Origin of the sequence: Acidaminococcus sp. HCP3S3_G9_1 (genome assembly GCF_052122455.1) — a bacterium.
Taxonomy (GTDB): Bacteria; Bacillota; Negativicutes; order Acidaminococcales; family Acidaminococcaceae; genus Acidaminococcus.
In genome coordinates this window covers 16,874-41,286 of sequence record NZ_JBQKCH010000002.1, presented here as the reverse complement: position 1 = coordinate 41,286, position 24,413 = coordinate 16,874, and the positions used below count along the sequence as shown (strand labels likewise).

General features: G+C 56.5%; 23 protein-coding genes and 1 pseudogene. 20 read left to right on the top strand and 4 right to left on the bottom strand.

Annotated elements, in window-relative coordinates; all coding sequences use genetic code 11:
- The first annotated feature begins 57 nt into the window (after positions 1-57).
- The 4 genes from ACTQY1_RS01690 (at position 58) to dusB (ending at position 3,866) form a co-directional block, all read left to right on the top strand.
- Positions 58-1,053, top strand: a complete 996-nt coding sequence (locus tag ACTQY1_RS01690; RefSeq protein WP_303226188.1) for a biotin--[acetyl-CoA-carboxylase] ligase — start codon at positions 58-60, stop codon at positions 1,051-1,053.
- Positions 1,050-1,610, top strand: a complete 561-nt coding sequence (locus ACTQY1_RS01685; protein WP_441368849.1) for a biotin transporter BioY — start codon at positions 1,050-1,052, stop codon at positions 1,608-1,610. The genes ACTQY1_RS01690 and ACTQY1_RS01685 overlap by 4 nt, the downstream gene beginning before the upstream one ends.
- A gap of 228 nt (positions 1,611-1,838) precedes the next feature.
- Positions 1,839-2,609 (top strand): type III pantothenate kinase, encoded by a 771-nt coding sequence (locus tag ACTQY1_RS01680; protein WP_154488552.1) that lies wholly within the window; start codon positions 1,839-1,841, stop codon positions 2,607-2,609.
- Positions 2,610-2,873: 264 nt separating this feature from the next.
- Positions 2,874-3,866: a tRNA dihydrouridine synthase DusB gene (dusB, locus tag ACTQY1_RS01675; RefSeq protein WP_302157603.1), complete on the top strand. Its 993-nt coding sequence runs from the start codon at positions 2,874-2,876 to the stop codon at positions 3,864-3,866.
- A 35-nt stretch (positions 3,867-3,901) separates the two neighbouring features.
- Here the strand turns inward: dusB and ACTQY1_RS01670 are convergent, their stop codons facing one another.
- On the bottom strand, positions 3,902-5,296 hold the full coding sequence (locus ACTQY1_RS01670; protein ID WP_441368848.1) for a serine hydrolase domain-containing protein: 1,395 nt from the start codon (positions 5,294-5,296) through the stop codon (positions 3,902-3,904).
- Positions 5,297-5,643: 347 nt separating this feature from the next.
- Here ACTQY1_RS01670 and pepV point away from each other — a divergent pair, with 347 nt between their 5' ends.
- The 13 genes from pepV (at position 5,644) to tsaD (ending at position 19,001) form a co-directional block, all read left to right on the top strand.
- Positions 5,644-7,023 (top strand): dipeptidase PepV, encoded by a 1,380-nt coding sequence (gene pepV / locus ACTQY1_RS01665; protein ID WP_022487339.1) that lies wholly within the window; start codon positions 5,644-5,646, stop codon positions 7,021-7,023.
- Positions 7,024-7,118: 95 nt separating this feature from the next.
- Positions 7,119-8,213, top strand: a complete 1,095-nt coding sequence (locus ACTQY1_RS01660; protein ID WP_441373748.1) for a dipeptide epimerase — start codon at positions 7,119-7,121, stop codon at positions 8,211-8,213.
- A 33-nt stretch (positions 8,214-8,246) separates the two neighbouring features.
- On the top strand, positions 8,247-9,428 hold the full coding sequence (locus tag ACTQY1_RS01655; RefSeq protein ID WP_022487337.1) for a DUF819 family protein: 1,182 nt from the start codon (positions 8,247-8,249) through the stop codon (positions 9,426-9,428).
- 237 nt (positions 9,429-9,665) lie between these two features.
- Positions 9,666-9,983, top strand: coding sequence for a DUF3870 domain-containing protein (locus tag ACTQY1_RS01650; protein WP_022487336.1), 318 nt, complete (start codon positions 9,666-9,668; stop codon positions 9,981-9,983).
- A 354-nt stretch (positions 9,984-10,337) separates the two neighbouring features.
- A complete protein-coding gene (locus ACTQY1_RS01645; RefSeq protein ID WP_288174503.1) occupies positions 10,338-12,236 on the top strand; it encodes a glutamine synthetase in 1,899 nt (632 codons plus the stop codon).
- A gap of 27 nt (positions 12,237-12,263) precedes the next feature.
- Positions 12,264-12,848 carry a 3D domain-containing protein gene (locus ACTQY1_RS01640; protein ID WP_022487334.1) on the top strand — a complete coding sequence of 195 codons (585 nt, stop codon included), beginning with the start codon at positions 12,264-12,266 and terminating at the stop codon, positions 12,846-12,848.
- 38 nt (positions 12,849-12,886) lie between these two features.
- Complete coding sequence (locus tag ACTQY1_RS01635) at positions 12,887-13,327, top strand: PaaI family thioesterase (protein WP_022487333.1); 441 nt, start codon at positions 12,887-12,889, stop codon at positions 13,325-13,327.
- A gap of 57 nt (positions 13,328-13,384) precedes the next feature.
- Entirely contained in the window at positions 13,385-14,518 is a 1,134-nt protein-coding gene (locus ACTQY1_RS01630; RefSeq protein ID WP_022487332.1) for an acyl-CoA dehydrogenase family protein, read from the top strand.
- 163 nt (positions 14,519-14,681) lie between these two features.
- The gene (gene pckA / locus ACTQY1_RS01625) at positions 14,682-16,241 is read left to right on the top strand and encodes a phosphoenolpyruvate carboxykinase (ATP) (RefSeq protein ID WP_154488554.1); all 1,560 of its coding nucleotides are present in this window, start codon (positions 14,682-14,684) and stop codon (positions 16,239-16,241) included.
- A 117-nt stretch (positions 16,242-16,358) separates the two neighbouring features.
- Complete coding sequence (tsaE, locus tag ACTQY1_RS01620) at positions 16,359-16,838, top strand: tRNA (adenosine(37)-N6)-threonylcarbamoyltransferase complex ATPase subunit type 1 TsaE (RefSeq protein WP_308664460.1); 480 nt, start codon at positions 16,359-16,361, stop codon at positions 16,836-16,838.
- 4 nt (positions 16,839-16,842) lie between these two features.
- The gene (gene tsaB / locus ACTQY1_RS01615) at positions 16,843-17,544 is read left to right on the top strand and encodes a tRNA (adenosine(37)-N6)-threonylcarbamoyltransferase complex dimerization subunit type 1 TsaB (protein WP_441373747.1); all 702 of its coding nucleotides are present in this window, start codon (positions 16,843-16,845) and stop codon (positions 17,542-17,544) included.
- A complete protein-coding gene (rimI, locus tag ACTQY1_RS01610) occupies positions 17,514-17,969 on the top strand; it encodes a ribosomal protein S18-alanine N-acetyltransferase (RefSeq protein WP_022487327.1) in 456 nt (151 codons plus the stop codon). The genes tsaB and rimI overlap by 31 nt, the downstream gene beginning before the upstream one ends.
- A gap of 12 nt (positions 17,970-17,981) precedes the next feature.
- Positions 17,982-19,001, top strand: a complete 1,020-nt coding sequence (gene tsaD / locus ACTQY1_RS01605) for a tRNA (adenosine(37)-N6)-threonylcarbamoyltransferase complex transferase subunit TsaD (RefSeq protein WP_308664458.1) — start codon at positions 17,982-17,984, stop codon at positions 18,999-19,001.
- 34 nt (positions 19,002-19,035) lie between these two features.
- Here the strand turns inward: tsaD and ACTQY1_RS01600 are convergent, their stop codons facing one another.
- The 3 genes from ACTQY1_RS01600 to ACTQY1_RS01590 all read right to left on the bottom strand — a co-directional run bounded on the left by ACTQY1_RS01600 (position 19,036) and on the right by ACTQY1_RS01590 (position 23,206).
- Entirely contained in the window at positions 19,036-20,247 is a 1,212-nt protein-coding gene (locus ACTQY1_RS01600; protein ID WP_154488558.1) for an FprA family A-type flavoprotein, read from the bottom strand.
- Positions 20,248-20,263: 16 nt separating this feature from the next.
- Positions 20,264-22,171, bottom strand: coding sequence for an acyl-CoA dehydrogenase family protein (locus tag ACTQY1_RS01595; RefSeq protein ID WP_367996930.1), 1,908 nt, complete (start codon positions 22,169-22,171; stop codon positions 20,264-20,266).
- A gap of 138 nt (positions 22,172-22,309) precedes the next feature.
- Positions 22,310-23,206 carry a LysR family transcriptional regulator gene (locus ACTQY1_RS01590; RefSeq protein WP_154488560.1) on the bottom strand — a complete coding sequence of 299 codons (897 nt, stop codon included), beginning with the start codon at positions 23,204-23,206 and terminating at the stop codon, positions 22,310-22,312.
- Between the two features lie 112 nt (positions 23,207-23,318).
- On the opposite strand from ACTQY1_RS01590, the gene ACTQY1_RS01585 reads away from it, so the two are divergent.
- The 3 genes and pseudogenes from ACTQY1_RS01585 (at position 23,319) to ACTQY1_RS01575 (ending at position 24,413) form a co-directional block, all read left to right on the top strand.
- On the top strand, positions 23,319-23,738 hold the full coding sequence (locus ACTQY1_RS01585) for a cupin domain-containing protein (RefSeq protein ID WP_022487322.1): 420 nt from the start codon (positions 23,319-23,321) through the stop codon (positions 23,736-23,738).
- 107 nt (positions 23,739-23,845) lie between these two features.
- Positions 23,846-24,181, top strand: a pseudogene (locus ACTQY1_RS01580) (carboxymuconolactone decarboxylase family protein); the annotation flags it as partial.
- A gap of 4 nt (positions 24,182-24,185) precedes the next feature.
- Positions 24,186-24,413, top strand: coding sequence for a hypothetical protein (locus tag ACTQY1_RS01575; protein WP_022487320.1), 228 nt, complete (start codon positions 24,186-24,188; stop codon positions 24,411-24,413).

Here is a 24,413-nt window from a genome sequence, read left to right as displayed (position 1 = left end):
TATCCAAGCAATTGCGTTAACATACTTCTCCCAACAGGGAACGAAAGGAAGACTGTCATGCGTACTGAAATCCTGAACATCCTTCGTAAAAAAGCGCCGGAACCGGTTTCCGGCGAGGAACTGGCCAAACAGCTGGGAATCACCCGGACGGCCATCTGGAAGCATATCCAGACCCTGAAAAAGGAAGGCTACGGCATCGAAGCGTTCACCAAAAAAGGCTATGTACTCACTTCCGTGCCGGACAAACTGCTGCCTTCGGAAATCATGGCTCATCTCCATACCCGGTTCGTGGGCCGGTCCATCTGTTATGAGGAAAGCGTCACCAGCTCCAACGAAGTATTGAAGAAGCTGGCGGACAAAAACGCCGCCGACGGCACCGTCTGTGTGGCGGAAGAACAGACCGGGGGCAAGGGACGGCTGGCCCGGGGCTGGTTCAGCCCCAAAGGCAAGGGCCTGTGGTTCTCCCTGCTGCTGAAGCCCACCTTCCTGCCCCAGGAAGCCCCCAAAATGACCCTGCTCAGCGCCGTGGCGGTGGTCCGGGCCATCCGGGAAGTCTGCCAGGTGGATGCCAGGATCAAGTGGCCCAACGATGTGCTGCTGAACGGGAAGAAGCTGGTGGGGATCCTTACGGAAATGAGTGCGGAATTCGGCCACATCAACTATCTGGTGGTGGGCATCGGCATCAATGTGTGCGTGCCTAAAGAGATGGTGCCGGAAGAACTCCGGGCCGCCGCCATTTCCATTGCCGATGCAGCGGAAAAACCGGTGGACCGGGTGGCCCTCCTGGCCAAGGTGCTGGATTATCTGGAATACTATTATGACATTGCCTGCCGGGAAGGATTCGGCCCCATCCTGGACCAGTGGCGGAAATATTCTATCACCCTGGGAAAACAGGTGAAGGTGATCGCACCGGACAAGACCTATGTGGGGACGGCCCTGGACATCGATGATACCGGGGCTCTCCAGGTGAAGAAAGAGGACGGTACGGTGGAAACCGTCCTGGCCGGGGATGTTTCCATTCGTCCGGCCCAGGGAAAGGGGAAATACGCATGAACCGGACCAGAAACATGATGGGAGCCGGGCTGTTCACCGCTTTGATCATCCTCAGTTCCTATGTGACCATTCCCCTGGGACCGGTGCCGGTGACCCTCCAGACTCTGATGGTGCTCCTGGCCGGGTTCCTGCTGGGACCGGTGTGGGGACCGGCCAGCGTGCTGGTATGGATGGTCCTGGGCTGTGTGGGACTGCCCGTATTCAACCAGGGACAGGCCGGCATCGTCATGCTGGCAGGGCCCACCGGGGGCTTCATCCTCAGCTTCCCGGTGGTGGCCTGGCTGGCCGGGAAGATCAGCCGGGGATCCTGGGCCGGGGACAGGCTGTGGAAGAACTTCCTGGCCCTGGCCGGGGTGACGGTGGTGTGCTACATCATCGGAGCCATCGGCTTTAAACTGAGCTTTGCCTTTTTCCTCCACAAGCCCATGACCTGGGAAAAGACCCTGGCTCTGTCCGTGGCCCCCTTCCTGCCCCTGGACATCGTAAAAGCCCTGATCACCGCCTTCCTGGGCACCCGCATCCGCCGGGCCCTGAAGGCAGGGGGGATGTGGGAGTAAAGGCGGTCAATTGACCGTTGACTGCTGACTGCTGACAAAGGGGGTAATGCTGTATGTTCCATACAGCATTACCCCCTTTTCCTTGACAACTCCCCCCGTTGCCCCTATAATAAAGTCGTTTATGGACCGGACCTGTACGGAGAGAGAATGCCGGGAGCCCTGCTGCAGGGTGCTTCTGAGGGATTCCCAGGCCGGTCATTCTAGAAACCGATATGGAGGGTTTTCACCATGTTAATGGTCATGGATGTTGGCAACACCAACATCGTAGTAGGGGTTCACGACGGCAATACCTGGCAGGCACACTGGAGAATTTCCAGCAGCCGCTCCCGGACTTCCGATGAATTCGGCATCATCCTGGGCAGCATGTTTGCCTACAGCGGTATGGATATGAAGGATATCGAAAACATCATCATTTCCACCGTAGTGCCGCCTCTTCTGGTACCCCTGTGCAACATGTGCAAGCGTTTCTTCAGCATCACTCCCTTTGTGGTCACCAGCGAAATCAAAACCGGTCTGAAACTGGATTACGATGATCCCTCCCAGATCGGGGCCGACCGGATCGTCAACGCAGTGGCTGCCCACAACATGTACGGGGACAAGGGGAATCTGATCATCATCGACTTCGGCACCGCCACCACTTTCTGCGCCCTGACCCCTGCCGGGGAATACCTGGGTGGCGCCATTGCCCCGGGCATTGGCATTTCCACTGAAGCCCTGTTCCAGAAAGCGGCCAAGCTGCCCCGGATCGAACTGATCAAGCCCCCCAAGGCAATCTGCCGGGACACCATTCACGCCATGCGGTCCGGCGTGATTTACGGCTTTGTGGGCCAGATGGACGGCCTGATCACCCGGATGAAAAAAGAACTGGGAGGCCAGGCCTTTGTAGTAGCCACCGGAGGCTTTGGCAAACTGATGGCCAGCGAATCCGACCAGGTAGACGTAGTAGAACCCTTCCTCACCCTGGAAGGCCTGCGGATTCTGCATGAGATGAACAAATAAAGGCGGTCGCGGGTCACGGTCAGCTGTCAATGGTCAATGGCCGAAGGAAGCCAACTTTCGTTGGCTTTGAAAAATTGAAAACGGAATGACTGTTTCTGTCTGGAAGTGGAAACTCAGTTGTTATTGAGTTTTCGCCTTGGCTTTCTTTCAGACAGTTCTTTACAAGGAACAGATTCAAAAGCAGGAAGCAGTGAATTGCTGCTTCCTGCTTTCATTCGGCCATTGACAATTGACCATTGACAATCAGTAAAGGAGCACTCCTAAATGACAACTCACATCGAAAAAACGCTGCAAACCCTCCTCCCGACCCGGCTCCCCATCGCCCTTGCCCCTATGGCCGGGGTTACGGATCTTCCTTTCCGGGTGATCTGCCGGGAGCTGGGGGCGGATTACACGGTTTCGGAGATGGTCAGCGCCAAGGCTTTGCTGTTCAGGAACCCCAAGACCTTTGCCATGTTGGAAGTGGATCCCCGGGAGCATCCGGTGGCCATCCAGCTGTTCGGTTCGGTGCCGGAGGAATTGGCCCGGGGTGCGAAAATCGTGGCGGAACACGGGGCGGACATCATCGACTTCAACATGGGCTGCCCGGTGCACAAAATCGTGGCCAATGGGGAAGGGTCCGCCCTGATGAAGGACCCCGAACGGGCCTATGCCTGTCTGGCGGCTCTGGTGGATGCGGTGGACCTGCCGGTGACGGTGAAGTTCCGGGCCGGCTGGGATGAGGAACACCGGAATGCGGTGGAGATCGCACGACTGGCAGAAAAGGCCGGCGTGGCGGCAGTGGCAGTCCATGGCCGTACCCGGGGGCAGTTCTACAGCGGAAAGGCGGACTGGGACATTATCCGCCAGGTCAAGGAGGCCGTGTCCATTCCCGTACTGGGGAACGGAGATGTGTTCACCGCCCGGGATGCTCTGGCCCTGTGGGAGACCACCCACTGTGACGGAATCATGATCGCCCGGGGAGCCCAGGGAAATCCCTGGATCTTCCGGGAAGTGAAGGCGGCCCTGGCCGGGAAACCCATTCCAGCCGTGACCCTGGAGGAACGGTTTGCCATGGTCCGGCGCCATCTCCGGGACCTGATTGCCTTCAAGGGAGAAAAAGTGGCCATCCGGGAAATGCGCCACCATGGAGCCTGCTACTTCACTGGTCTCCCTCACAGCGCCCACTACCGGAACGCCATCAACCAGTGCCTGACAAAAGAAGCCTTTGAGCAGGTGCTGGAGGAGTATGAGGGGGAATTGGAAAAGGGACTGTGAAAAAATGAGAAATCATTTTTTCACAGTCCCTTTTTTCAAAAGAACGCCTTGTAACAAATGGCATTCATGATATTCTCTTCCCACACATAGTTCCCGCTGAATTTTCCTTCGCTCCTGGGGTCCTCGTCTTCGGCCACCGCTTCTCCGTTCATCATGTAGATGAACCCGTTTTTGGTGCCGGGGACCACGAACAGGCCGGACAGGAGGCCGTAGGCTTCCCCGGTGTGGCCCCACAGGTCCAGTTCATGGTCTTTCACCACCCGGGAGGTGCCGCTGCCCTTGATGGGATACATGGCCAGGCCGTAGGCCTCGATGGAGCCTCCGTAGGTGTTCCCGTTCTTCCTGGCCGGATCCCAGGTCCACTGGGTGGTCATCATTTCCCGCAGGGCCTCGGGCCGGAGCACCTGTCTACCTTTGTACTTCCCGTTGTTCAGGACCATCTGGAGGGCATGGCCCAGTTCGTCGTAGGAGATCCGCAGGCCCCCCTGCGGGGAGAAGAAGGTGGCGTTGGTGCCGGGCTGGTAGTCCTTCAGGCTGTAGAAGGCATCCAGGTCCCGGTGGTCCGGGTTCTGGACCTTCACCTGGTCTTTGGGAGGCTGTTTCCCCTGGTAGTCATCAATCTGAGGGATCCAGGGCCCCTGTTCATCCCATTTCCCATTGCTGTTCTTCTGGTAGATCACCCCCAGGTTTTTGAAGGCTCCTTTGGAAAGGTTCCCCACAGTGTAGTCCGCCTTGATGTCCAGGTCCTTCAGGATGTGCTTTTTCTGGTACAGATCGAACCGTTCCCCGGTGACTTTTTCGATGATGGTACCCAGAAGGCCGTAGTTGATGTTGGAGTACTTGAAGTATTCCCGGGGAGCCTGGCCGGCGGGAGCAAAATGGTCCCCGTTTTCATAGAACTTCCCGTCCTTCACGAAAAATTCCCGGACGGAGTATTCCGGGGGAATGGCATAGAGCTTCCCGTCCCGGAGACTGGAGGTGTGGCTTAGGAGCATCCGGACGGTAATGGGGGTGTCCGGATAGTTGGGATTCCGGAGAGGGAAGCCCAGGATCTCGCTTACATCCTGGTCCAGCCGGAGCTTCCCCTCATCCACCAGCTGCATGATGGTAAAGCCGGTGAACATCTTGGAGACGGAGGCCGCCCGGAACCGGGTATCCGGAGTGATGGGCAGGTCTTTCTGGCCGGGCTTTTCTGCAAAATACCGGTGTCCGGCAAAATGGGTGTAGACTTTCTTTCCGTTCTTGTACACTTCCACTCCCAGGCCGGGTACATGGGTGCCGTCATGGCCCACCATTTCATCCAGCTGGGCGGACAGGGCTTTGGCCGCCTTGGGATCCATGGCCTTCCGGGCCAGGGCGTACTGGGGCATGAGCACGGCGGCACACAGCCCCAGGGCCGCCAGCCATTTCAGATGGTGCTTCGTTTGCATAAAAAGACCTCCTTTGAACAGTTCCGGAATTTCGACGGAAAAATCAGGCTTTTCCGTCACTACCAGTACCCATTATACCGGTGAACAAAAAGACAGTCAACATGTATACAGCATACTATATAATGTTAAAAAATCGGAATACTTCATTGACAGCAGACGGGCGGATACGGTAAACTTAAGTTGTAAGACCCATAGAGAATGCTGTTTCATTTTGTGTGGGCTATGGCCAATAGCTCAGGGAGCATTGTGAGACCCAGCATGGGGCAGAGTGGTTTTGCTGCGCCTTTGCTGGGCTTTTTTGTACCCCGGCAGCAGGCTCTGAGGGAAAAACATCAGGAGGTCGTACAATGAATTTAGCAAAACTGGTAGACAACAATCGGGAAGCCATGGTGAAAACCCTGCAGGAAGCCGTCCGGATCAAAAGTGTCCAGGAACCGGCTGTGCCCGGCAAGCCTTTCGGGGAAGGTCCGGCCCGATGCCTGGCCTATATGCTGGAAGAAGCGGCCAAAATGGGCTTCCGCACGGAAAATGTGGACAACTATATGGGTTGGTGTGAATACGGGGAAGGACCGGAAATGGTAGCCGTCCTGGGGCATCTGGATGTGGTGCCGGAAGGGGACGGCTGGACGAAGGATCCCTACAGCGGGGAAGCGGACGGAGAAAACGTCTACGGCCGGGGCACCATGGATGACAAAGGCCCCACCACCGCCGCCCTCTATGCCCTGAAGGCCCTGAAGGACAGCGGGGCTCCCCTGAAACGGCGGATCCGGATCCTCTTTGGTACCAACGAGGAAACCGGCAGCCAGGACATGAAGCATTACCTGGAAAAAGGCGGGGAAATCCCTGTGTGCGGGTTCACCCCCGATGGAGAATACCCGGTGATCAACGGGGAAAAAGGCATCATCAACGTAACCTTTGAACGGGCCTACACCCAGGAGGGTGGTCTGGTTCTGAAGGAAATCAAAGGGGGCTCCGCCTTCAACGTGGTGCCGGCCCTGGCTTCCGCCACCATCCAGTGCGCGCCTGCAGAAGCCGCCAAGATCCTGGAAAAATATGGAGAAAAGGATCCCAAGGTCCAGTGGGAAGTAATCCCGGAAGGGTTGAAAGTCACTGCCCAGGGAGTCCAGGCCCATGCAGCTTCTCCGGAAAAGGGAGAAAATGCCATCGGCCGTCTCCTGGCTGCTCTGGCGGAACTGCCCTTTGGGGATGATCTCCATCAGGCACTGGCGTTCCTGGGTCAAAAGATCGGTACGGAGATCCACGGGGAATCCCTGGGCATCTGCCTGGAGGATCCGGATTCCGGGAAGCTGTCCTTCAACCTGGGGGTTATTGCCGGAGACGCTGGGAAACTGACCTTGAAGATCAACTACCGGTATCCGGTGACCAAATCCTATGAGGACTGTGCTCCCAAACTGGATGCCCAGTTCGCAGAAGCCGGGTTCCGGAAGGTCGGCGAAACCCACAAGAAATCCCTGTATGTGGATCCCAAAACCGACTACATCCAGACCCTGCTCCAGGTGTACGGAGAACTGACGGACTTTGAACCGAAGACCATCTGCATCGGAGGCGGCACCTACGCCAAGAGCATCCCCAATATTGTGGCCTTCGGGCCTATTTTCCCGGGGGATGCAGTGCGGGAACACCTGCCTAATGAATACTGGGAAATCGACAAACTGGTGCTCAACGCCAAGATCTATGCGGAGGCTCTGTACCGGCTGGCGAAATAAAGGCGGTCAGCTGTCAACGGTCAGCGGCCGGAGGAAGCCAGTCTCGCTGGCTTTCAATGAAGAACAATGGTTGTGCAATTAAGGAGGGAAAGCCAATGAAAATCACGAAAGTTCGCCTGGGACGGATTTCCGTTCCCCTTCGGGTACCGTTCAAAACCGCTTTGCGGCAGGTCAACAGTGTGGAGGATATCATTGTGGAGATCCACACGGATACCGGTGAGGTGGGATTCGGGGAAGCGCCCCCAACGGGAGTCATTACCGGAGATACCACCGGAGCCATCATTGGCGCCTTCCAGGATCATATCAGCAAGACCCTGGTGGGCCGGGACGTGGATGACTTCGAAGATATCACCCGGGCGGTCCAGGACTGCATCGTGAAGAATTCCAGTGCCAAGGCTGCGGCGGACATGGCCCTGTGGGACCTGTACGGCAAGAAGTACGGGATTCCGGTGTACAAAATGCTGGGAGGCGCCCGGAACAAGATCGTTACGGACATCACCATCAGCGTGAATCCCCCAGAAGAAATGGCCCGGGATGCAGTGAATGCCCTGGAACGGGGCTATGACACCCTGAAAGTGAAGGTGGGCATCGATCCGTCCCTGGATGTGGCCCGGCTGGCCGCCATCCGGAAGGCTGTGGGGCCGGACATCCGGATCCGCATCGATGCCAACCAGGCCTGGAGCCCCAAACAGGCAGTACGCCTGCTGAACCAGATGCAGGAAAAGGGCCTGGATATCGAACTGGTGGAACAGCCGGTAAAGGCCCACGACCTGGAAGGGCTGAAATACGTCACGGAACGGTCCTATGTGCCGGTACTGGCCGACGAAGCGGTGTTCTCCGTAGAGGACGCTCTGAAAATCGTCCAGATGCAGGCGGCGGACCTGATCAACATCAAATTGATGAAATGCGGCGGTCTTACCAACGCCCTGAAAATCGCCACCCTGGCGGAAGTCTGCGGGGTGGAGTGCATGATCGGATGCATGCTGGAGGCCAAGGTCAGCGTCAATGCGGCGGTGCACCTGGCCTGTGCCCGGAAAATCATTACCCGGGTGGATCTGGACGGGCCGGTGCTCTGTTCCGAAGATCCGGTGGAAGGCGGCGCCGTCTTCAACGAAAAGGAAATCACGGTCAGCGACGGGCCGGGGCTGGGTGTCACCTGGGTCCGGGGCATCCGGTATCTGGACGACTAGCCTCCTGACGGGGAAAAGAAAGGGGAGATTTCTATGGTCATCACCAACGGTTTTACCTACATTGCCTTCCTCATGTGCCTGGCAGGGGTCCTGCTGGCACTGGAAAAGTATACCAAGTGGAAGATCTTCAACCTGGTGCCCCCTCTGGTGTGGATCTATGTGCTGAACATGATTTTCTGCACCATGGGCCTGTACCATTCCAAGGAAGTGTCCGCAGCCTACAAGGCCCTGAAGAACAACCTGCTGTATGCCATGATCTTTGTGATGCTGCTTCGGTGCGACTTCCGGAAACTGGCCAAACTGGGAGGCCGGATGGTGGCCATCTTCCTGGGCTGCTCCGTGACATTGTTCATCGGCTTTGTGGTGGGCTACCCCATTTTCAAAGGCTTCCTGGGCCATGACACCTGGGGCGCTGTGGCGGCCCTGTACGCTTCCTGGGTAGGGGGCTCCGCCAACATGGCGGCCATGCAGGCGGCACTGCCGGTGGATGCGGGTGCCTACAGCTGCGCCCTGGCCCTGGATACCGTGTGCTATTCCGTGTGGATCGCCCTGCTGCTCCTGATGGTGAAACATGCGGACAAATGGAACAACTCGGTGAAGGCGGATACGTCCAAACTCCAGGCAGTGGCTGATGCAGCAGCTGCGGAAGTGGCCAAGGAAAAGAAAAAGGCATCGGCGGCTGACTGGATCTTCCTGATCGGTGTTTCCCTGCTGGTGTCTGCCATTGCCCAGAGCGTGGGGGCTTCTCTCAACACCATGCTGAAGGGTGTGGGACTGGCCATGTTCGACAAAGGGACCATGACCACCGTGTTCGTCACTGTCCTGGGCCTGATTTGTGCCATGAGCCCTCTGGGCAAGGTCCCTGCTGTGGAAGAACTTTCCAGTGTGTACCTGTATGCAGTGGTGTCCCTGCTGGCTTCCACTGCTTCCGTAACGGACCTGTTGAGTGCTCCCATGTGGGTGGTGTACGGGTTCTTCATCCTGGTGGTCCATGTGATCGGCATGTACATCCTGTCCAAGCTGTTCCACTGGGATCTGTGCATGGTTTCCACCGCCTCCCTGGCCAACATCGGCGGGGCGGCCTCCGCACCTATCGTGGCGTCCGCCTACAACGAATCCTATGCCGGCATCGGGGTCCTGATGGGGGTCCTGGGGGCTGCCATAGGGAACTTCGCCGGACTGATCTGCGGGTATGTTTTGAAAATGATGGCGTAATTGGTATAATAAAGGGGTGCTGCACGTTGGGTGCAGCACCCCTTTATTTGTCAGCGGTCAGCGGCCGGATGTAAAAATTTGCAGGCAAATTTTTCGAATGGAAACGCAGCCAGCGGCTGCTAACCCACCACCATTGCGCAAGCGCAACGGTTCCCCGCCCTTGAAAAGGGCGGATATCTGCCGGGGCTGACGCCTGCTGCCTTTACAGTACCAGTGCAACCAAAGGAGCACAGTCACATGGACAAACGAACCCTTTACCTTACCGGGGAAGCCCGGACCAATATGGACAATGCCATTACCAAGATCTACGGGGTGTTCTACATGGCCTTTGAGGTGGTGGAACAGACCGGGGAAATCGTGGAGGTGGACTGCAACGCCACCCTGGAGCTGACCCGGAACTTCATCCGGAAACTGTTCCTGAACCATTCCATCCTGGAGGAATCCCAGTTCCTGGAACAGGAAGTGACCCGGCGGTATTTCGGCTCCTCCGGAAAGGCCATCCTGGCCGCCTACCGTGACGCCCGCCAGCATTACCGGCAGATAGTGGGGAAGTAGTGGCCCGCGACCGGGGCTGCTGCATTGCAGCAGCCCCTTTTTACTCTGCTAAAGTTCGGAGTTCTCCCTATTCGACCTCTTTTTATCCTGAAAAAATTGTAAAAGTTCTCTTGAAAAGACATAAATTCGAACAATCATATATTGCTGAATAAAATTATTCGAGAAAATCCCATTTTCCTCTAGGCGATGGGAAACTTTTGTGTTATAATAAACCACGTAATCAAAGACCAAAGGATACAGGTTTTGGTAAGGCAAGATTCAAAAGGGATGGAGACACACCTGCAAACAGGGGCTCTGTTCCAGTCCAGGCCAGGTATTCAAAAAGAACTTTCGAGGGGAAAGGGGTACATGATTATGTACGAAAAAGATCTGCTTTACGTGATTAAACCCAGTGAATTGGAACCGGAAACCTTACGCGTACTGCTCGCTCAACATCCTGAGATTAAATTTGTGTCCTTCATGGGCATTGACTTCGCCGGCAACGACACCGACGAAAAGGTACCCATCAGCGCACTGCTGAACAACATGGAAACCATGCTCTACAGCCATACCGCCCAGACTGACGGTTCTTCCGTAGTGCTGCCCGGGGTTGCCTCTCTGAACGATGCCCGGGTGGACATGGTGGCAGACCTGTCCGTGAACTGGTTCGTGGACTACAACATGGAACACATCGATCCGGAGACCGGGAAAATGGTGGGCACCCTGCGTGTTCCCTGTTTCCTGAAACACAATGGGGAATTTGTGGATTCCCGGTACCTGCTGAAGGAAACCCTCCGCTATGTAGGGGATGAAATCCTGAAAGCCATGAAAGCCGAAGGGAAAGTCCCCGGCCTGGCCTTTGCCCCGGAAGATGTGGAAAAGATCACTTCCACTTCCGCTACGGAACTGGAATTCTGGGTGAAGACCCCTACGGAAGACGTTTCCACCGAAGCCCTGTCCTCCTCCCAGATCATGCAGGAACAGTACTGGGCCCGTACCCGGGGCAACGTTCGTACCGCTCTGGAACAGGCTGTGGAGATCCTGGGCTACTATGGCCTGGAACCGGAAATGGGCCACAAAGAAGTGGGCGGTGTCCGGGGTCAGCTGGATGCCAACGGCAACATGACCCATGTCAATGAACAGCTGGAAATCGACTGGAAATATTCCACCGGCCTCCAGGCTGCTGACAACGAAATCCTGGTTCGCACCATTGTGAAGGAAGTGTTCCGTGCCAACGGACTGGAAGTTTCCTTCCTGGCCAAACCCATCGTGGGGGTTGCCGGCAGCGGCGAACACACCCATGTGGGCCTGGGCTGCCTCACCAAGGATGGCAAATTCTACAACCTGATGAGCCCGGCCGACATGACCAAAGATTTCCTGTCCGCTGTAGGATATGGGGCACTGATGGGCATCCTGAAGAACTATGAAGTGCTGAACCCCATCGTTTCCTGCACCACCGACGCTTTCAAACGGCTGAAACCCGGGTTCGAAGCTCCTATCTGCATCGTAACCTCCCTGGGCATCGCTCCGGACGTCCCCTCCCGGAACCGTACCATCCTGGCCGGCCTGATCCGCGACCTGGACAACCCCAAGGCCACCCGTTTCGAAATGCGGGCTCCCAACCCCTTCACCAACACCTACATGGCTCTGGCAGGCTTCTACATGGCTGCCCTGGACGGCATCAAGGCTGCCCTGGCTTCCGGCAAGAGCACGGATGAACTGTGTGCGGAACTGTCCAAGAAGTCCGGTGAAGACGGCTTCTATCTGGAAAAAGACAGAGAATACCGTTCTGAAAACGATGTATTCGAAGACTACACCGAAGAAGAACGGAACAAATACTTCGGAGCTCCCCCTGCAACGGTTTGGGAAAACTGCAAGGCTTTCGACAAGTATCCGGAAAAGGTGGCCGTGCTCACTGCCGGCGACATCATCAAACCGGTTTACCTGAAATCCTTCGAAGAGGGTGCCCTGATCCGTTGGCAGACCGAACTGCTGAAACACATCATCCCTGACTACCGGGCCAAAGTGGTGGCCATGAAACCGGTGACCAGCGAAAGCAGCACCGCCTGGGATGACGGCATGTGGCAGAGAGTCCAGGAACTGCGGGTCCTGATCGCCAAAGATACGGACACCAGCACCAGCCTGTTCACCCAGATTGCCAAAGCCTTTGCTGCCGGTGACTTTGACAAGGCTTCCGACCTCCAGAAGACTCTGGATGCCAAGATGGAAGAACTGGAAGGCCTGTACACCGATTATAAAAACAACATCCTGTAAGATCATGGAAAAGGAGGCTGCCGCGCTGTGCAACGCAAGACCTTTGGTCTCCTGCTGGCGCTCCTGCTTCTCTTCCTGATGCCCCTGACTGGCAGGGCTGCCGCCGTAAAACCGGTGGCAGTCCTGGGGTCCAAGGGTCAGAAGGTGGAAGAAGTACAAGCTATGTTGTCCAAACTGCACTACTACAACGGCGATATAGATGGAGAGTTCGGAACAGGGACACAGATTGCAGTAAAAAAATTCCAACAGAAGAATCGGAAACCGCAGACCGGGGATGTGACCTGGTCCATTTACAATTTAATGAGCAAACAGAGTGGCCTGAGTTTCGGTCATTTCCGGAAAATCTGGATCATGGAATCCACAGGATACAGTCCTCAGGATCCCGGGGTCACAGGAGTCACCTACACAGGTGCCATGATGCGCCGGGGTGTGGTGGCAGTGGATCCGGTACTGATCCCTCTGGGCACAAGACTGTACATAATGGGCTACGGCGAAGGACTTGCCTGTGATATTGGCTCTGCCATCAAGGGCAACAAGATCGACCTGGCTTTTGACAACCGCGGACAGGCGCTGGAATGGGGCCGTCGGCGGGTACGTGTGTATATACTGTAAAAAGCGGACAAAACAGCAGGAATAAAGGAGTGGAACCAGTGCTGACAGCAAAAGAAATCCCCAACTGGATGGTCAAAAAATTCGAAGAAAACAGCTTCATGAAACTGGCTGACGTGAAACTGGAAAAAGTGGAGTGCGGCTACTGTGAACTGAGCATGGACGCGGACCCGGAACACAAACACGGGAACCGGTACGGAGTGATCCACGGAGGAGCCCTGTTTACCCTGGCGGATACGGCCATGGGGGCGGTGGGCTACAGCATCGGCTGCAAGGTGGTCACCCTGTCCAGTTCCATCAACTTCATCAGCAATTCCAGTGCCAAAGAAAAGGTCTGGGCCAGAGCCTCCCTGATCCATGCCGGCCGTTCCACCCTGGTGACCCGGGTAATGATCTATGACCATACCGGGAAGGAAATGGCCGATGTAACAGGGACCATGTTCGTCATCGGTCATTTTGACGAAATACCCAAAAAGTGGTAAAATATTCATACATTTAGGCTTAAAATTGAGAATAAACCATAAAACAGGAGGACCCTTATGGATTTCGCATTAACCGAAGAGCAACAGGAATTGCAGGCGATGGTGAAGGATTTCGTGGATAAGGAAATCGTTCCCTATACCGAAGAAATGGACCGGGAAAATCATGCAAGACCGGAAATCTTCAAGAAGGCAGGGGATATGGGCCTGCTGAACCTGGTTGTTCCGGAAGAATACGGCGGGCCTGGACTGGACAGCATTACTATTGCCACCATCTATGAAGAACTGGGCAAAGGCTGCGCCGGCATCGCCACCTCCATTGCCGCCAATGCACTGGCTTCCTATCCCATTCTGCTGGCTGGCAATGAAGAACAGAAAAAATATCAGTGCGACCTGCTCAACGACGGGAAACTGGCCGCCTTCGCCCTTACCGAACCGGGAGCCGGTTCTGATGCCGGGGCTGTGGCCACCAAAGCCGTGAAAGACGGGGATCACTATGTACTGAACGGGAACAAAGTGTTCATCACCAACGGGGGTATTGCCGACAGCTTCCTGGTGTTCGCCAACACCCGGAAAACCGGCGGCATCCGGGGTCTGACCGCTTTCATCGTTCCCAAAGACACTCCGGGCTTCAGCGTGGGCCGGAAAGAAGACAAAATGGGGATCCGTCCCTCCAACACCTGTGAACTGATCCTGGAAGATGTGGTGGTTCCGGAATCCATGCGGGTGGGCCGGGAAGGCCAGGGCTTCCGCATTGCCATGAACACTCTGGACAGCGCCCGTCCTTTCGTGGCCGCTGTGGCTGTGGGGCTGGCCCAGTCCTGTCTGGACATTGCCGCCCATTACGCTCGGGAACGGAGACAGTTCGGCCAGCCCATCGCTTCCTTCCAGATGGTCCAGGCCATGATCGCCGATATGGCCATGAAAGTGGAAACCGCCCGTCTCATGGTCCACAAAGCCTGTTGGATGCGTGACCAGGGCGTGGAATTCGGCAAGGAAGCAGCCATGAGCAAATGCTTCGCTTCCGATGTGGCCATGGAAGTGGCTACCGATGCGGTCCAGATCATGGGCGGCTACGGCTACATGAAAGATTATCCCATGGAAAAGAAAATGCGGGATGCCAAGATCCTCCAGATCTACGAAGGCACCAACCAGATCCAGCGGATGGTCATTGCAAACAAGATCCTGTACTGAGGAAAAGGGGTTGCTGCGTGGGCAGCAGCCCTTTTCTGCTGTAATTTTCTGAATACCGCTGTTGTCAAGGCAGGCAAAATATCTTATAATGTTCTATGTATACAATAAAGCGGCTCCTCCGTCTATGGAGTCCAATCGATGGATATAGGAGAGGAAAAAACAAATGATCAGTGCCGGATTGTTAGCGGAAGCGAAAGAAACTGTAAGAGATTTGAGCGTTCGTGAATTGATTGAAGAAGCCATCCGTAACGGAGAAGGGACCTTTTCCGACCGGGGTGCGCTGCGGGTAACCACCGGGACCCATACGGGCCGTTCTCCCAAGGACAAATTCATTGTGGACACCCCTCTGACCCATGATGTGGTGAACTGGAACAACAACCAGCCCTGCAGCCAGGAAACTTTCGACCGGCTCTATGCCAAATGCGAAGAATTTATCAAGACCCACAAGGTCTATGTGAAGAACGTGAAGGCGGGGGCAGACCCCAAATACCAGATCCGGGTGAAATTCATCAACGAAATGGCCTGGCAGACCGTTTTCGTCAGCCAGCTGTTCATCAAGACCGATGAACCCAGCACCGTCCAGGAAGATTTCACGGTAATCTCCCTGCCCAGCGTGGAAGCGGATCCGGCCACGGACCATACCCATTCTGAAACCTTCATCATCCTGAACTTCGACAAGAAGGTGGTCCTGATCGGCGGTGGCATGTACGCCGGGGAACTGAAGAAATCCATTTTCTCCGTGATGAACTACCTGCTGCCCCGTCAGGGCATCCTGACCATGCACTGTTCCTGCAACGAAGGGAACAAAGGAGATGTGGCCCTGTTCTTCGGCCTGTCCGGTACCGGCAAGACCACCCTGTCCGCCGATCCTCAGCGTTCCCTGATCGGGGATGACGAACACGGCTGGGGAGACAACGGGGTGTTCAACATCGAAGGGGGCTGCTATGCCAAGTGCATCGACCTGACGGAAGACAGCCAGCCGGAAATCTACCGGGCTGTCCGGTTCGGTGCGGTAATGGAAAACGTGGTGGTGGATCCCAAGAACGGGGTGCCGGATTTCTCCGACAACAGCATTACGGAAAACACCCGGGTGGCTTATCCCCTGAACTACATCCCCAACGCCAAGCTGCCCAGCATGGCCGGCCATCCCAAGAACATCATCTTCCTGACCGCCGATGCCTTCGGGGTGCTGCCTCCCATCTCCAAACTCACCAAAGAACAGGCCATGTACCATTATCTTACCGGCTACACCAGCAAGGTGGCCGGTACGGAACGGGGAATCACGGAACCCCAGGCCACCTTCTCTACGGCCTTCGGGGCGCCTTTCCTGCCGCTGCCTCCCCTGACCTATGCCAAGCTGCTGGGAGAACGGATCGCCAAGCATGAAACCAACGTGTACCTGGTGAACACCGGCTGGAGCGGCGGCCCCTACGGGGTTGGCAAACGGATGAAGCTGGCCTACACCCGGGCCATGATCCACGCGGCTCTGGACGGGGAACTGGGCAAGGAAGGCTGGACCACCATGCCCATGTTCGGGGTCTCCATCCCCAAATCCTGCCCCAACGTGCCCAGCAACGTGCTGAATCCCCGGAGCACCTGGGAAGACAAGGGCGCTTACGACGAAACCGCCCGGAAACTGGCCCGTCTCTTCCAGGAAAACTTCAAGAAATTCCAGGGAGAAGTAACCGAAGACATCGCCTCCGCCGGACCGGTGGTGAAATAAGCGGGAAGGGGGAGCTTTCCCCTATTGACCATTGACAAAAAAGAGGGACGCAGGTGCGTCCCTCTTTTTTTTATGCTATAATTATAAATTGCAATGAACTGGAAGGACGGTGAGTGTATGGCGGAAACTGTCTATTGTGCGGATACGGCGGCCACGGAGACTCTGGGACGGAACCTGGGGGCTCTGTGCCGGGAAGGGGATGTGTTCCTGCTGAACGGAGACCTGGGGACCGGCAAGACCTGTCTGGTGACCGCGGCCTCCACGGCTCTGGGAGTGGATCCTCAGGAAGTCACGTCCCCCACTTTTTCCCTGATGAATGTGTACCATGGGAAGGCGCTGAACATCAAGCATTTCGACCTGTACCGGATCAACTGGCCGGAAGAACTGGAAGACATCGGGTTCTCTGAATATGCCGGGGGAGACGGGGTCACATTCATCGAATGGGCGGAACTGTTTCCGGACTATATGCCGGAAGAAAATCTGGAACTGAAATTTACCCGCAAGGGTGAGGGACGGGAAGTGGAACTGCTCCCTCACGGCAGACGGTATGAGGAATTGGCCCGGGCGCTCCTTGCTCCCAAGGGCCGGGAAGGTTGAAATCGTGCTGACATTGGGAATTGATACGGCGACCCGGGTGTGTTCCGTGGCCGTCTGTGACGGAAAGAAAATCCTGGGGAGCCTGGATGTGAATGTGGGGCTTACCCATTCTGAAGGTCTGGTGCCCCAGCTGGAAACCCTGCTGGCCATGGCCCGGGTGAAAAAAGAGGAACTGGATCTTTTGGCGGTAAGCCGGGGCCCGGGTTCTTTTACCGGTCTGCGGATCGGCATGGCCACTGCAGAAGCCATGGCCTACGCCCTGGAACGGCCTCTGGTGGCGGTGGATACTCTGGCAGCCATTGCCTATAACCTGCCGGTGGCCGGAGTCCGGCTGACTCCGGTGCTGGATGCCCAGAAGGGGAATCTGTATGTGGGCAGCTACCGGTGGACCGGGGACCATTTGGAAGAAATAGAACCGGTGCGGATCGCTCCTGCCAAAGAACTGGCCGCCCAGCTCCAGGAGGGCTCGGAGCCGGCCATCCTTATGGGAGAATGCCACCGGGTGCCCGGGACGGAAGCCTGTGACCGGGTGACCCTGGCCCCGGAAAGCGCCCGCCTGCCCAGAGGGTCTTCCGTGGCCATCCTGGGTGCGGCCCAATATGTGCCGGAAGGGGACATCCACAGCTATTTCGGCATGGATCCTTTCTACATTCGTCGGTCGGAAGCGGAGGAACTATGGGAAAAGAGACATCCGGAAGGACGGTAAGACCTCTGACCCGGGAAGATCTGCCCTGGCTGCTGCCCCTGGACGCAGGATCCTTCGGAGAACCCTGGACAGAAGAAACCTGGGGGGACGAACTGGAAGGCCGGCTGAGCCATTACATCGCCCTGGAAGAAGGAGGAGTGCCGGTGGCTTTCGGGGGCTTCTGGCTGGTGGCGGGAGAAGCCCAGGTCATGCGCCTGGCGGTGGATCCACGGCGCCGGGGAGAAAAACTGGGGCTGGCCCTGGTGGAAGCCATGGTGGCGGAAGCCCTCCGTCTGGAAGCGGTGGAAATGACTCTGGAAGTCCGGGAAGGGAACACCCCGGCCCGGCGGACCTATGATCATCTGGGCTTTACCGAATGCGGCCGGCGGCCGGGGTATTATGGAGACAACGGGGAAGCGGCAGTGCTTATGCGCCGGGACCTGTAAATCGAGGAGATTATGACGGAAAAAGCAATCAATATATTGGGAATCGAAAGCAGCTGTGACGAAACGGCGGCAGCGGTGATCCGGAACGGACGGGAGGTATTGTCCAATGTGGTATCCACCCAGATCCTGGTCCACCGGAAGTTCGGGGGCGTGGTGCCGGAAATCGCATCCCGGAAACATATCGAACATGTGATGCCGGTGATCCACAAGGCCCTTACCGACGCCAAAATGACCCTCCAGGACGTGGACGCCATTGCCGTGACCTACGGACCGGGGCTGGTGGGCGCCCTGCTGGTGGGCCTTTCTGCCGCCAAGGGGCTGGCCCTGGGCAGCGGGAAGCCTCTCATCGGGGTGAACCATCTGGAAGGCCATGTATTCGCCAATTTCCTGGCGGATCCGAATCTGAAGCCTCCCTTCCTGGCCCTGGTGGTCAGCGGGGGACACACCTCCCTTCTGGTGGTGGAAGATTACAACACCTTCCGGCTCCTGGGCCAGACCCGGGACGATGCGGCAGGGGAGGCCTTTGACAAAATCGCCCGGTTCATGGGGCTGCCCTATCCGGGAGGCCCGGAAATCGAACGGCTGGCCAAAAACGGGGACCCGGCAGCGGTGGATTTTCCCCGGCCTTTGCTGCCCGGCTGCTATGATTTCAGCTTCAGCGGCCTGAAAAGCGCCGTGATCAACCACATCCATACGGAAGAACAGCGGAAAAGCGGCTTCCGCCGGGAAGATGTGGCGGCCTCTTTCCAGCAGGCCATTGTGGACGTGCTGGTGAAGAAAAGCCAGGAAGCCATCCAGGCCACAGGCCTGAAAAAGATTGTCCTGGCCGGCGGGGTGTCCGCCAACAAATGCCTCCAGGAAGCCCTGGCCCAGGGGGCCCGGGAAGCGGGAGCAGAACTGGTCCATCCCACCCCCATACTCTGCACCGACAACGCGGTGATGATTGGCGTACGGGGCTACTACCAGTATCTGAACCAGGACTTCGCCAACCTGGACCTGAACGCAGATCCCAGTTTGAAGCTGGGGGAATAAAAAAAGGGCTGTTGCATAAGCAACAGCCCTTTTTTCACGCTTCTTTCATGGAATTCAAAATGGCATCCACCAGATCGTTCATGCTCCGTTCCTGGCCTCCGGTCATCCGGGAGTTGATGGTCACCCCGTCCTGGAGGACGGTCATGGCCTTCATGTTGTTTTCCAGGAATTCCGTCATGAGACCGCCTACGGTGCAGGCCCAGGATCCGTTTTCGATGATCCCCACGATCCGTTTCTGCAGGTTCAGGGCCTTCATGTCTTCCAGGAAGTTCAGCATCTTGGGATAGATTCCCAGGTTGTAGGTGACGGAAGCCAGCACCAGATGGCTGTATTTGAAGGCATCGGAGATCAGGTAGGAAATGTCCGTTTTGGACACATCGTACATATGGATATTGGTCATGCCCTTTTCCGCCAGCTTGGCCGCCAGTACGGAAGCAGTGCTTTCGGTGTTGCCGTACATGGAGGCATAGACCAGGAGTACGCCTTTTTCTTCCGGTTCATAGGTGGCCCAGTGGATGTACTTGTCCACGATGTATTTGATGTTGTTCCGCCATACCGGCCCGTGGAGAGGGCAGATCATCTTGATGTCCAGCTGGCTGGCCTTGCCCAGAAGATCCATGACGAAGGGCCCGTATTTCCCTACGATGTTGGTGTAGTACCGGCGGGCATCATCCAGCCAGTCCCGGTCGAAGTTCACTTCGTCGTTGAAAATCCGGCCGCCCAGGGCTCCGAAGGAACCGAAGGCATCGGCGGAGAACAGAGTACCGGTGGTCAGGTCGAAGGAGACCATGGCTTCCGGCCAGTGGACCATGGGAGCGGCCACAAAAGCGATGGTGTGTTTTCCGAACTTCTGGGTGTCGCCCTCTTTCACCACGATCTGTTTTTCCCCTTCCACCCGGTAGCCGAACTGGTCCATCAGGGTGAAGGCCTGTTCATTGCTGATCACCGTGGTTTCCGGGTGCCGGAGCAGCACTTCTTCGATGGAAGCCGCATGGTCCGGTTCCACATGGTTGATGATCAGGTAGTCCAGTTTCCGGCCTTTCAGGACACCTTCCACGTTTTCCAGGAACTGCTTGCATACGGACCAGTCCGCAGTGTCGAACAGCACGGTCTTTTCGTCTAGCAGCAGATAGGAGTTGTAGGAAACGCCCCGGGGAATGGGATGGATGTTTTCAAACAGTGCCAGCCGGCGGTCATCCGCCCCTACCCAGTATAAGTCATTGGTTAATTTTCTTACACATTCCATAGTTATGCTCCTTTTCTCACTTTACGGGTACGAATTCAGTCTTGGCGGAGTTGCACAGCGGGCATACCCAGTCTTCCGGCAGATCCTGGAACTTGGTTCCCGGCTTCACATCCGCATCCGGGTCGCCCAGATCCGGGTTGTATTCATAACCGCAACCCTTGCAGACATAACGGCCTTCCGGCATGTCTTTCAGGATCAGAGGTCTCTTCATCTTGACCATGGGAGGAGCGGGTTTCTTGGGCTGGCCGTTGTTCAGGGCCTTGGCCAGGAGCGGCAGGATCACCTTCACGTCCCCTACGATGCCGTAGTCGCAGTTCTTGAAGATGGGGGCCCCGGCGTTGATGTTGATGGCTACAATGGTGGTAGCGTTCTTGATGCCCTTCAGGTGCTGGACTGCACCGGAGATGCCGCAGGCAATGTACAGGTTGCCGTTGAACTTCTGGCCGCTCATGCCCACATACCGGTCAATGGGTACATACTGGAGGGTTTCCGCCACAGGACGGGAGGAACCTACCGCAGCCCCGGCCTGGCGGGCCAGTTCTTCGATCAGCTTCATGTTGGCCTTTTCCCCGATGCCCTTGCCGGCGCTGACCACCCGTTCCGCATCGGAGATGGGAGTATCCAGAGGGATGCCCACGGTAAAGTCATAGCCGTCGTTCTTCAGGGCTTCCACCAGGGCAGCCACCTGTTCTTCCGGGGTGCCGTCCTTGAAAATCTGTTTCTTCCGGGCCCCGGTAATGGCTGCATTCTGCTTGGGAGCGCCCCCGTGCTTGGCCACGGACATCTTATCCGTAATGTGGGAGGCAATGACCACCCGCTGGATTTCGTTGGTGCCTTCGTAGATGGTGGTAATCTTGGCATCCCGGTAGAACCGTTCCACATCCATGCCTTTCAGGTAACCGGTGCCGCCGAAGATCTGGAGGGCATCGTTGGTGATGGAGACTGCCGCATCGGAAGCGTACATCTTGGCCATGGCGCTTTCCATGCCGTAATCCTGGTGTTCCTGCTTCAGTTCCGCAGCGCTGTATACCAGGAACCGGGCAGCCCGGAGTTTGGTGGCCATATCCGCCAGCTTGAAGGAGACACCCTGGTTCTGGCAGATGGGAGCATTGAACTGGATCCGTTCCTTGGAGTAGTTCAGAGCCGCTTCATAGGCACCCTGGGCGATCCCCAGGGCCTGGGCCGCGATCCCGATCCGGCCGCCGTCCAGGGTAGCCATGGCAATCTTGAAGCCCTGGCCCCGTTTGCCCAGCAGATTTTCCTTGGGCAGCTTCACATTGTTGAAGATCAGTTCCGCCGTGGCAGAGGAACGGATCCCCAGTTTGTCATAATGGTCACCGAAGGTGAAGCCCGGCATGCCTTTTTCCACGATGAAGGCGCTGATGCCCCGGGTGCCTTTCCCCGGTTCAGTGACGGCAAACACCACATAGGTATCGGCTTTCCCTGCATTGGTGATGAAAATCTTGTTCCCGTTGAGGATCCAGTGGGTCCCGTCGAATTCCGCCGTAGTTTCCGTTTCCCCGGCGTCAGAACCGGCGTTGGGTTCCGTCAGGCCGAAAGCCCCGATTTTTTTCCCGGAAGCCAGGGGCACCAGGTATTTCCGTTTCTGTTCTTCGGTGCCGAAGGCGAAGATGGGATAAGAGCCCAGGGACACATGGGCGGAAAGGATAACACCGGCGCCTCCGTCCACCCGGGCCAGTTCTTCCACGGCAATGGCGTAGCTGATGTAGTCCAGCCCGGCACCGCCATATTCTTTGGGGAAGGGGATGCCCATCCATCCCAGTTCGCCCATTTCTTTGACCTGTTCATCAGGGAACTTGTTTTCCTTGTCCAGCATGAACGCAATGGGTTTGATCTTGGCTTCCGCAAACCCCCGTACTTTGGCGCGGAATTCTTCATGTTCCTGTGTGGTGGTGAATAACATACGCGTACCTCCTCTGTCTTGGAAAATCAGGTTGTCAGTCCTTCAAGTTAGTCACAACATACCAATTTAAAAATAAAATTATTTTAATAATAATTCTATCCTTGTATGACTCAATGGTACACTTTTCATATACGTTTGTCAATGGGAAAAATCAGAAAGTTTTTGCTTTAATCGGTCCAGGAAAACCTGGCTGGACCGGGACAGGAGACGGAATTTCTTCCAGGCCACCAGGCTGCCGGCGGATAGGGGCGGATCCAGAGGAATGAATTTCAGCCCCTGGGTTTCGATTTGGAGCAGATTGTCCAGACCCAGAGCATTGATCTGACCGGTCCGGACCAGCAGGGAAGCGTTGCCGATCAGGTCGAACCGGCCTGCCACCTGGAGATTATCCAGGGTCACCTGGCCGCCGGACCAGCGGGAAAAATCAAAGGTCTTCTGGGTGGTCCGGGAGGAAATGAGAAGGGGCATGGCCAGGAGATCTTTGGGGGTCACTTTTTCCAGATGGGCCCAGGGACTGTGGAGACTGGTGACGATGCCCACCCGGTCCGGTTCCGGGAGATGGAGAAAGTTGTATTTTTCCGGGTTGAAGGGTTCGATGAACAGACCAAAATCCAGCAGTCCGTGTTCCAGCCGTTCCTGGACCCCGTCCGCGTTGTTGGTGAACAGTTCGATGGTGAGACTGGGATATTCCTGATGGAGTTCCCCAAAAGTGTCGGTGATCCAATGCATGGCCCGGGTTTCTCCGGCACCGATCCGGATGCAGCCGGAAAGGTCCATGTCGTCTTCCCGGATCTCTTCTTTGGTCTGGTCCACCAGGGCCAGGATCTCTTCTGCCCGCTGGCGCAGGTGCATCCCTTCTTCCGTCAGGGTAGTGCTCCGGTTGGTCCGGACAAAGAGCTTTTTGCCCAGTTCCTTTTCCAGGTCCGCCATCTGCCGGGACAGGGTGGGCTGGGTGACGAACAGCACATTGGCGGCTTCGGTCATGTTCTGTTCCCGGGCCACCGCCAGAAAATATTTCAGGGTACGGATTTCCATGGTTCCCTCCTGCAATAGAAAAAACACATTTGTAAGTAGTTGCTATAAGCATTATACATCTTAAAGAGTTTGGAATACAATACAGGAAGAACAGGAAAGGAGAGATCAACCTATGGATCTGGAAGAACTGGAAAAAATGAGCCCCTTTGCCCTGGGGGAAGAAAATACGGGCTATGCCCAATATTTTGATGGAAAGAGTTATCTGAATATGCTGACCCTGGAACAGGTGCCCACTGCTGTGGTGACCTTTGAACCGGGCTGCCGGAACCACTGGCACATCCACCATGCAGCCAAAGGAGGGGGACAGATCCTCATCGTCACCGCCGGCCGGGGCTATTACCAGGAATGGGGGAAACCTGCCCGGGAGCTGAAAGCCGGAGACGTGGTGAACATCCCTCCGGAAGTGAAGCACTGGCACGGGGCGGCCCCGGATTCCGCCTTCCAACACCTTGCCCTGGAAGTGCCCGGAGAAGGCACCAGCAATGAATGGTGTGAAGGGGTGGATCCAGAAGAATACGGGAAACTGAAATAAAAGGAGGCCCCATGGAACGGAAACAATGGTTTTGGCACATGACAGCAGGGATTCTGGCGGTTGTGACGATAAGCGGAATTGGATTGCAGACAGGGGAGGTTTTGGCCATGGAACAGAAAAAAGAACCGGTCAAGGTGGTACAGACTGCAGGACGGGATCAGCTGGGGAGTTTTGCCCCGGATTTTGCCCGGTACAATGATGACATCCTTTTTGGAGAAGTGTGGAGCGCCAACGATAAATTGAGCCTCCACGACCGGAGCCTGGTGACGGTGACGGCTCTTATCGCCCAGGGGCTGACGGACAGCTCCCTCCAGTATCACATGGCCACCGCCAAAAAGAACGGGGTGACCCGGGAAGAAATGGTCCAGGCCATCACCCAGCTGGGGTTCTACGCCGGCTGGCCCAAAGCCTGGGCGGCGTTCCGGTATGCCAAAGAGGTATACGGAAATGAATGAGAAGGAGGCGGAAAGCCTCAAAAAGACGGCACTGAGCCAGGCAGAGCTCCAGGCGGCAGGCTGTCCGGAAGAGACCATCCGGAAGATCCTCCAGGAAAAGAATGACCGGTGCCAGTGCCGGTGTCTCCGCCAGTACCGGAAGGAAATCCTGGCCAAGCTCCACCGGGAGCAGGAGAAACTCACCAATGTGGATTATCTGCTGTACCATATGGAAAAATGA

Coding starts and splice junctions, on each gene's coding strand:
- ACTQY1_RS01690 (WP_303226188.1), top strand. CDS start 58: ATGCGTACTGAAATCCTGAACATCCTTCGTAAAAAAGCGCCGGAACCG.
- ACTQY1_RS01685 (WP_441368849.1), top strand. CDS start 1,050: ATGAACCGGACCAGAAACATGATGGGAGCCGGGCTGTTCACCGCTTTG.
- ACTQY1_RS01680 (WP_154488552.1), top strand. CDS start 1,839: ATGTTAATGGTCATGGATGTTGGCAACACCAACATCGTAGTAGGGGTT.
- dusB (WP_302157603.1), top strand. CDS start 2,874: ATGACAACTCACATCGAAAAAACGCTGCAAACCCTCCTCCCGACCCGG.
- ACTQY1_RS01670 (WP_441368848.1), bottom strand. CDS start 5,296: ATGCAAACGAAGCACCATCTGAAATGGCTGGCGGCCCTGGGGCTGTGT.
- pepV (WP_022487339.1), top strand. CDS start 5,644: ATGAATTTAGCAAAACTGGTAGACAACAATCGGGAAGCCATGGTGAAA.
- ACTQY1_RS01660 (WP_441373748.1), top strand. CDS start 7,119: ATGAAAATCACGAAAGTTCGCCTGGGACGGATTTCCGTTCCCCTTCGG.
- ACTQY1_RS01655 (WP_022487337.1), top strand. CDS start 8,247: ATGGTCATCACCAACGGTTTTACCTACATTGCCTTCCTCATGTGCCTG.
- ACTQY1_RS01650 (WP_022487336.1), top strand. CDS start 9,666: ATGGACAAACGAACCCTTTACCTTACCGGGGAAGCCCGGACCAATATG.
- ACTQY1_RS01645 (WP_288174503.1), top strand. CDS start 10,338: ATGTACGAAAAAGATCTGCTTTACGTGATTAAACCCAGTGAATTGGAA.
- ACTQY1_RS01630 (WP_022487332.1), top strand. CDS start 13,385: ATGGATTTCGCATTAACCGAAGAGCAACAGGAATTGCAGGCGATGGTG.
- pckA (WP_154488554.1), top strand. CDS start 14,682: ATGATCAGTGCCGGATTGTTAGCGGAAGCGAAAGAAACTGTAAGAGAT.
- tsaE (WP_308664460.1), top strand. CDS start 16,359: ATGGCGGAAACTGTCTATTGTGCGGATACGGCGGCCACGGAGACTCTG.
- rimI (WP_022487327.1), top strand. CDS start 17,514: ATGGGAAAAGAGACATCCGGAAGGACGGTAAGACCTCTGACCCGGGAA.
- tsaD (WP_308664458.1), top strand. CDS start 17,982: ATGACGGAAAAAGCAATCAATATATTGGGAATCGAAAGCAGCTGTGAC.
- ACTQY1_RS01600 (WP_154488558.1), bottom strand. CDS start 20,247: ATGGAATGTGTAAGAAAATTAACCAATGACTTATACTGGGTAGGGGCG.
- ACTQY1_RS01595 (WP_367996930.1), bottom strand. CDS start 22,171: ATGTTATTCACCACCACACAGGAACATGAAGAATTCCGCGCCAAAGTA.
- ACTQY1_RS01590 (WP_154488560.1), bottom strand. CDS start 23,206: ATGGAAATCCGTACCCTGAAATATTTTCTGGCGGTGGCCCGGGAACAG.
- ACTQY1_RS01585 (WP_022487322.1), top strand. CDS start 23,319: ATGGATCTGGAAGAACTGGAAAAAATGAGCCCCTTTGCCCTGGGGGAA.
- ACTQY1_RS01575 (WP_022487320.1), top strand. CDS start 24,186: ATGAATGAGAAGGAGGCGGAAAGCCTCAAAAAGACGGCACTGAGCCAG.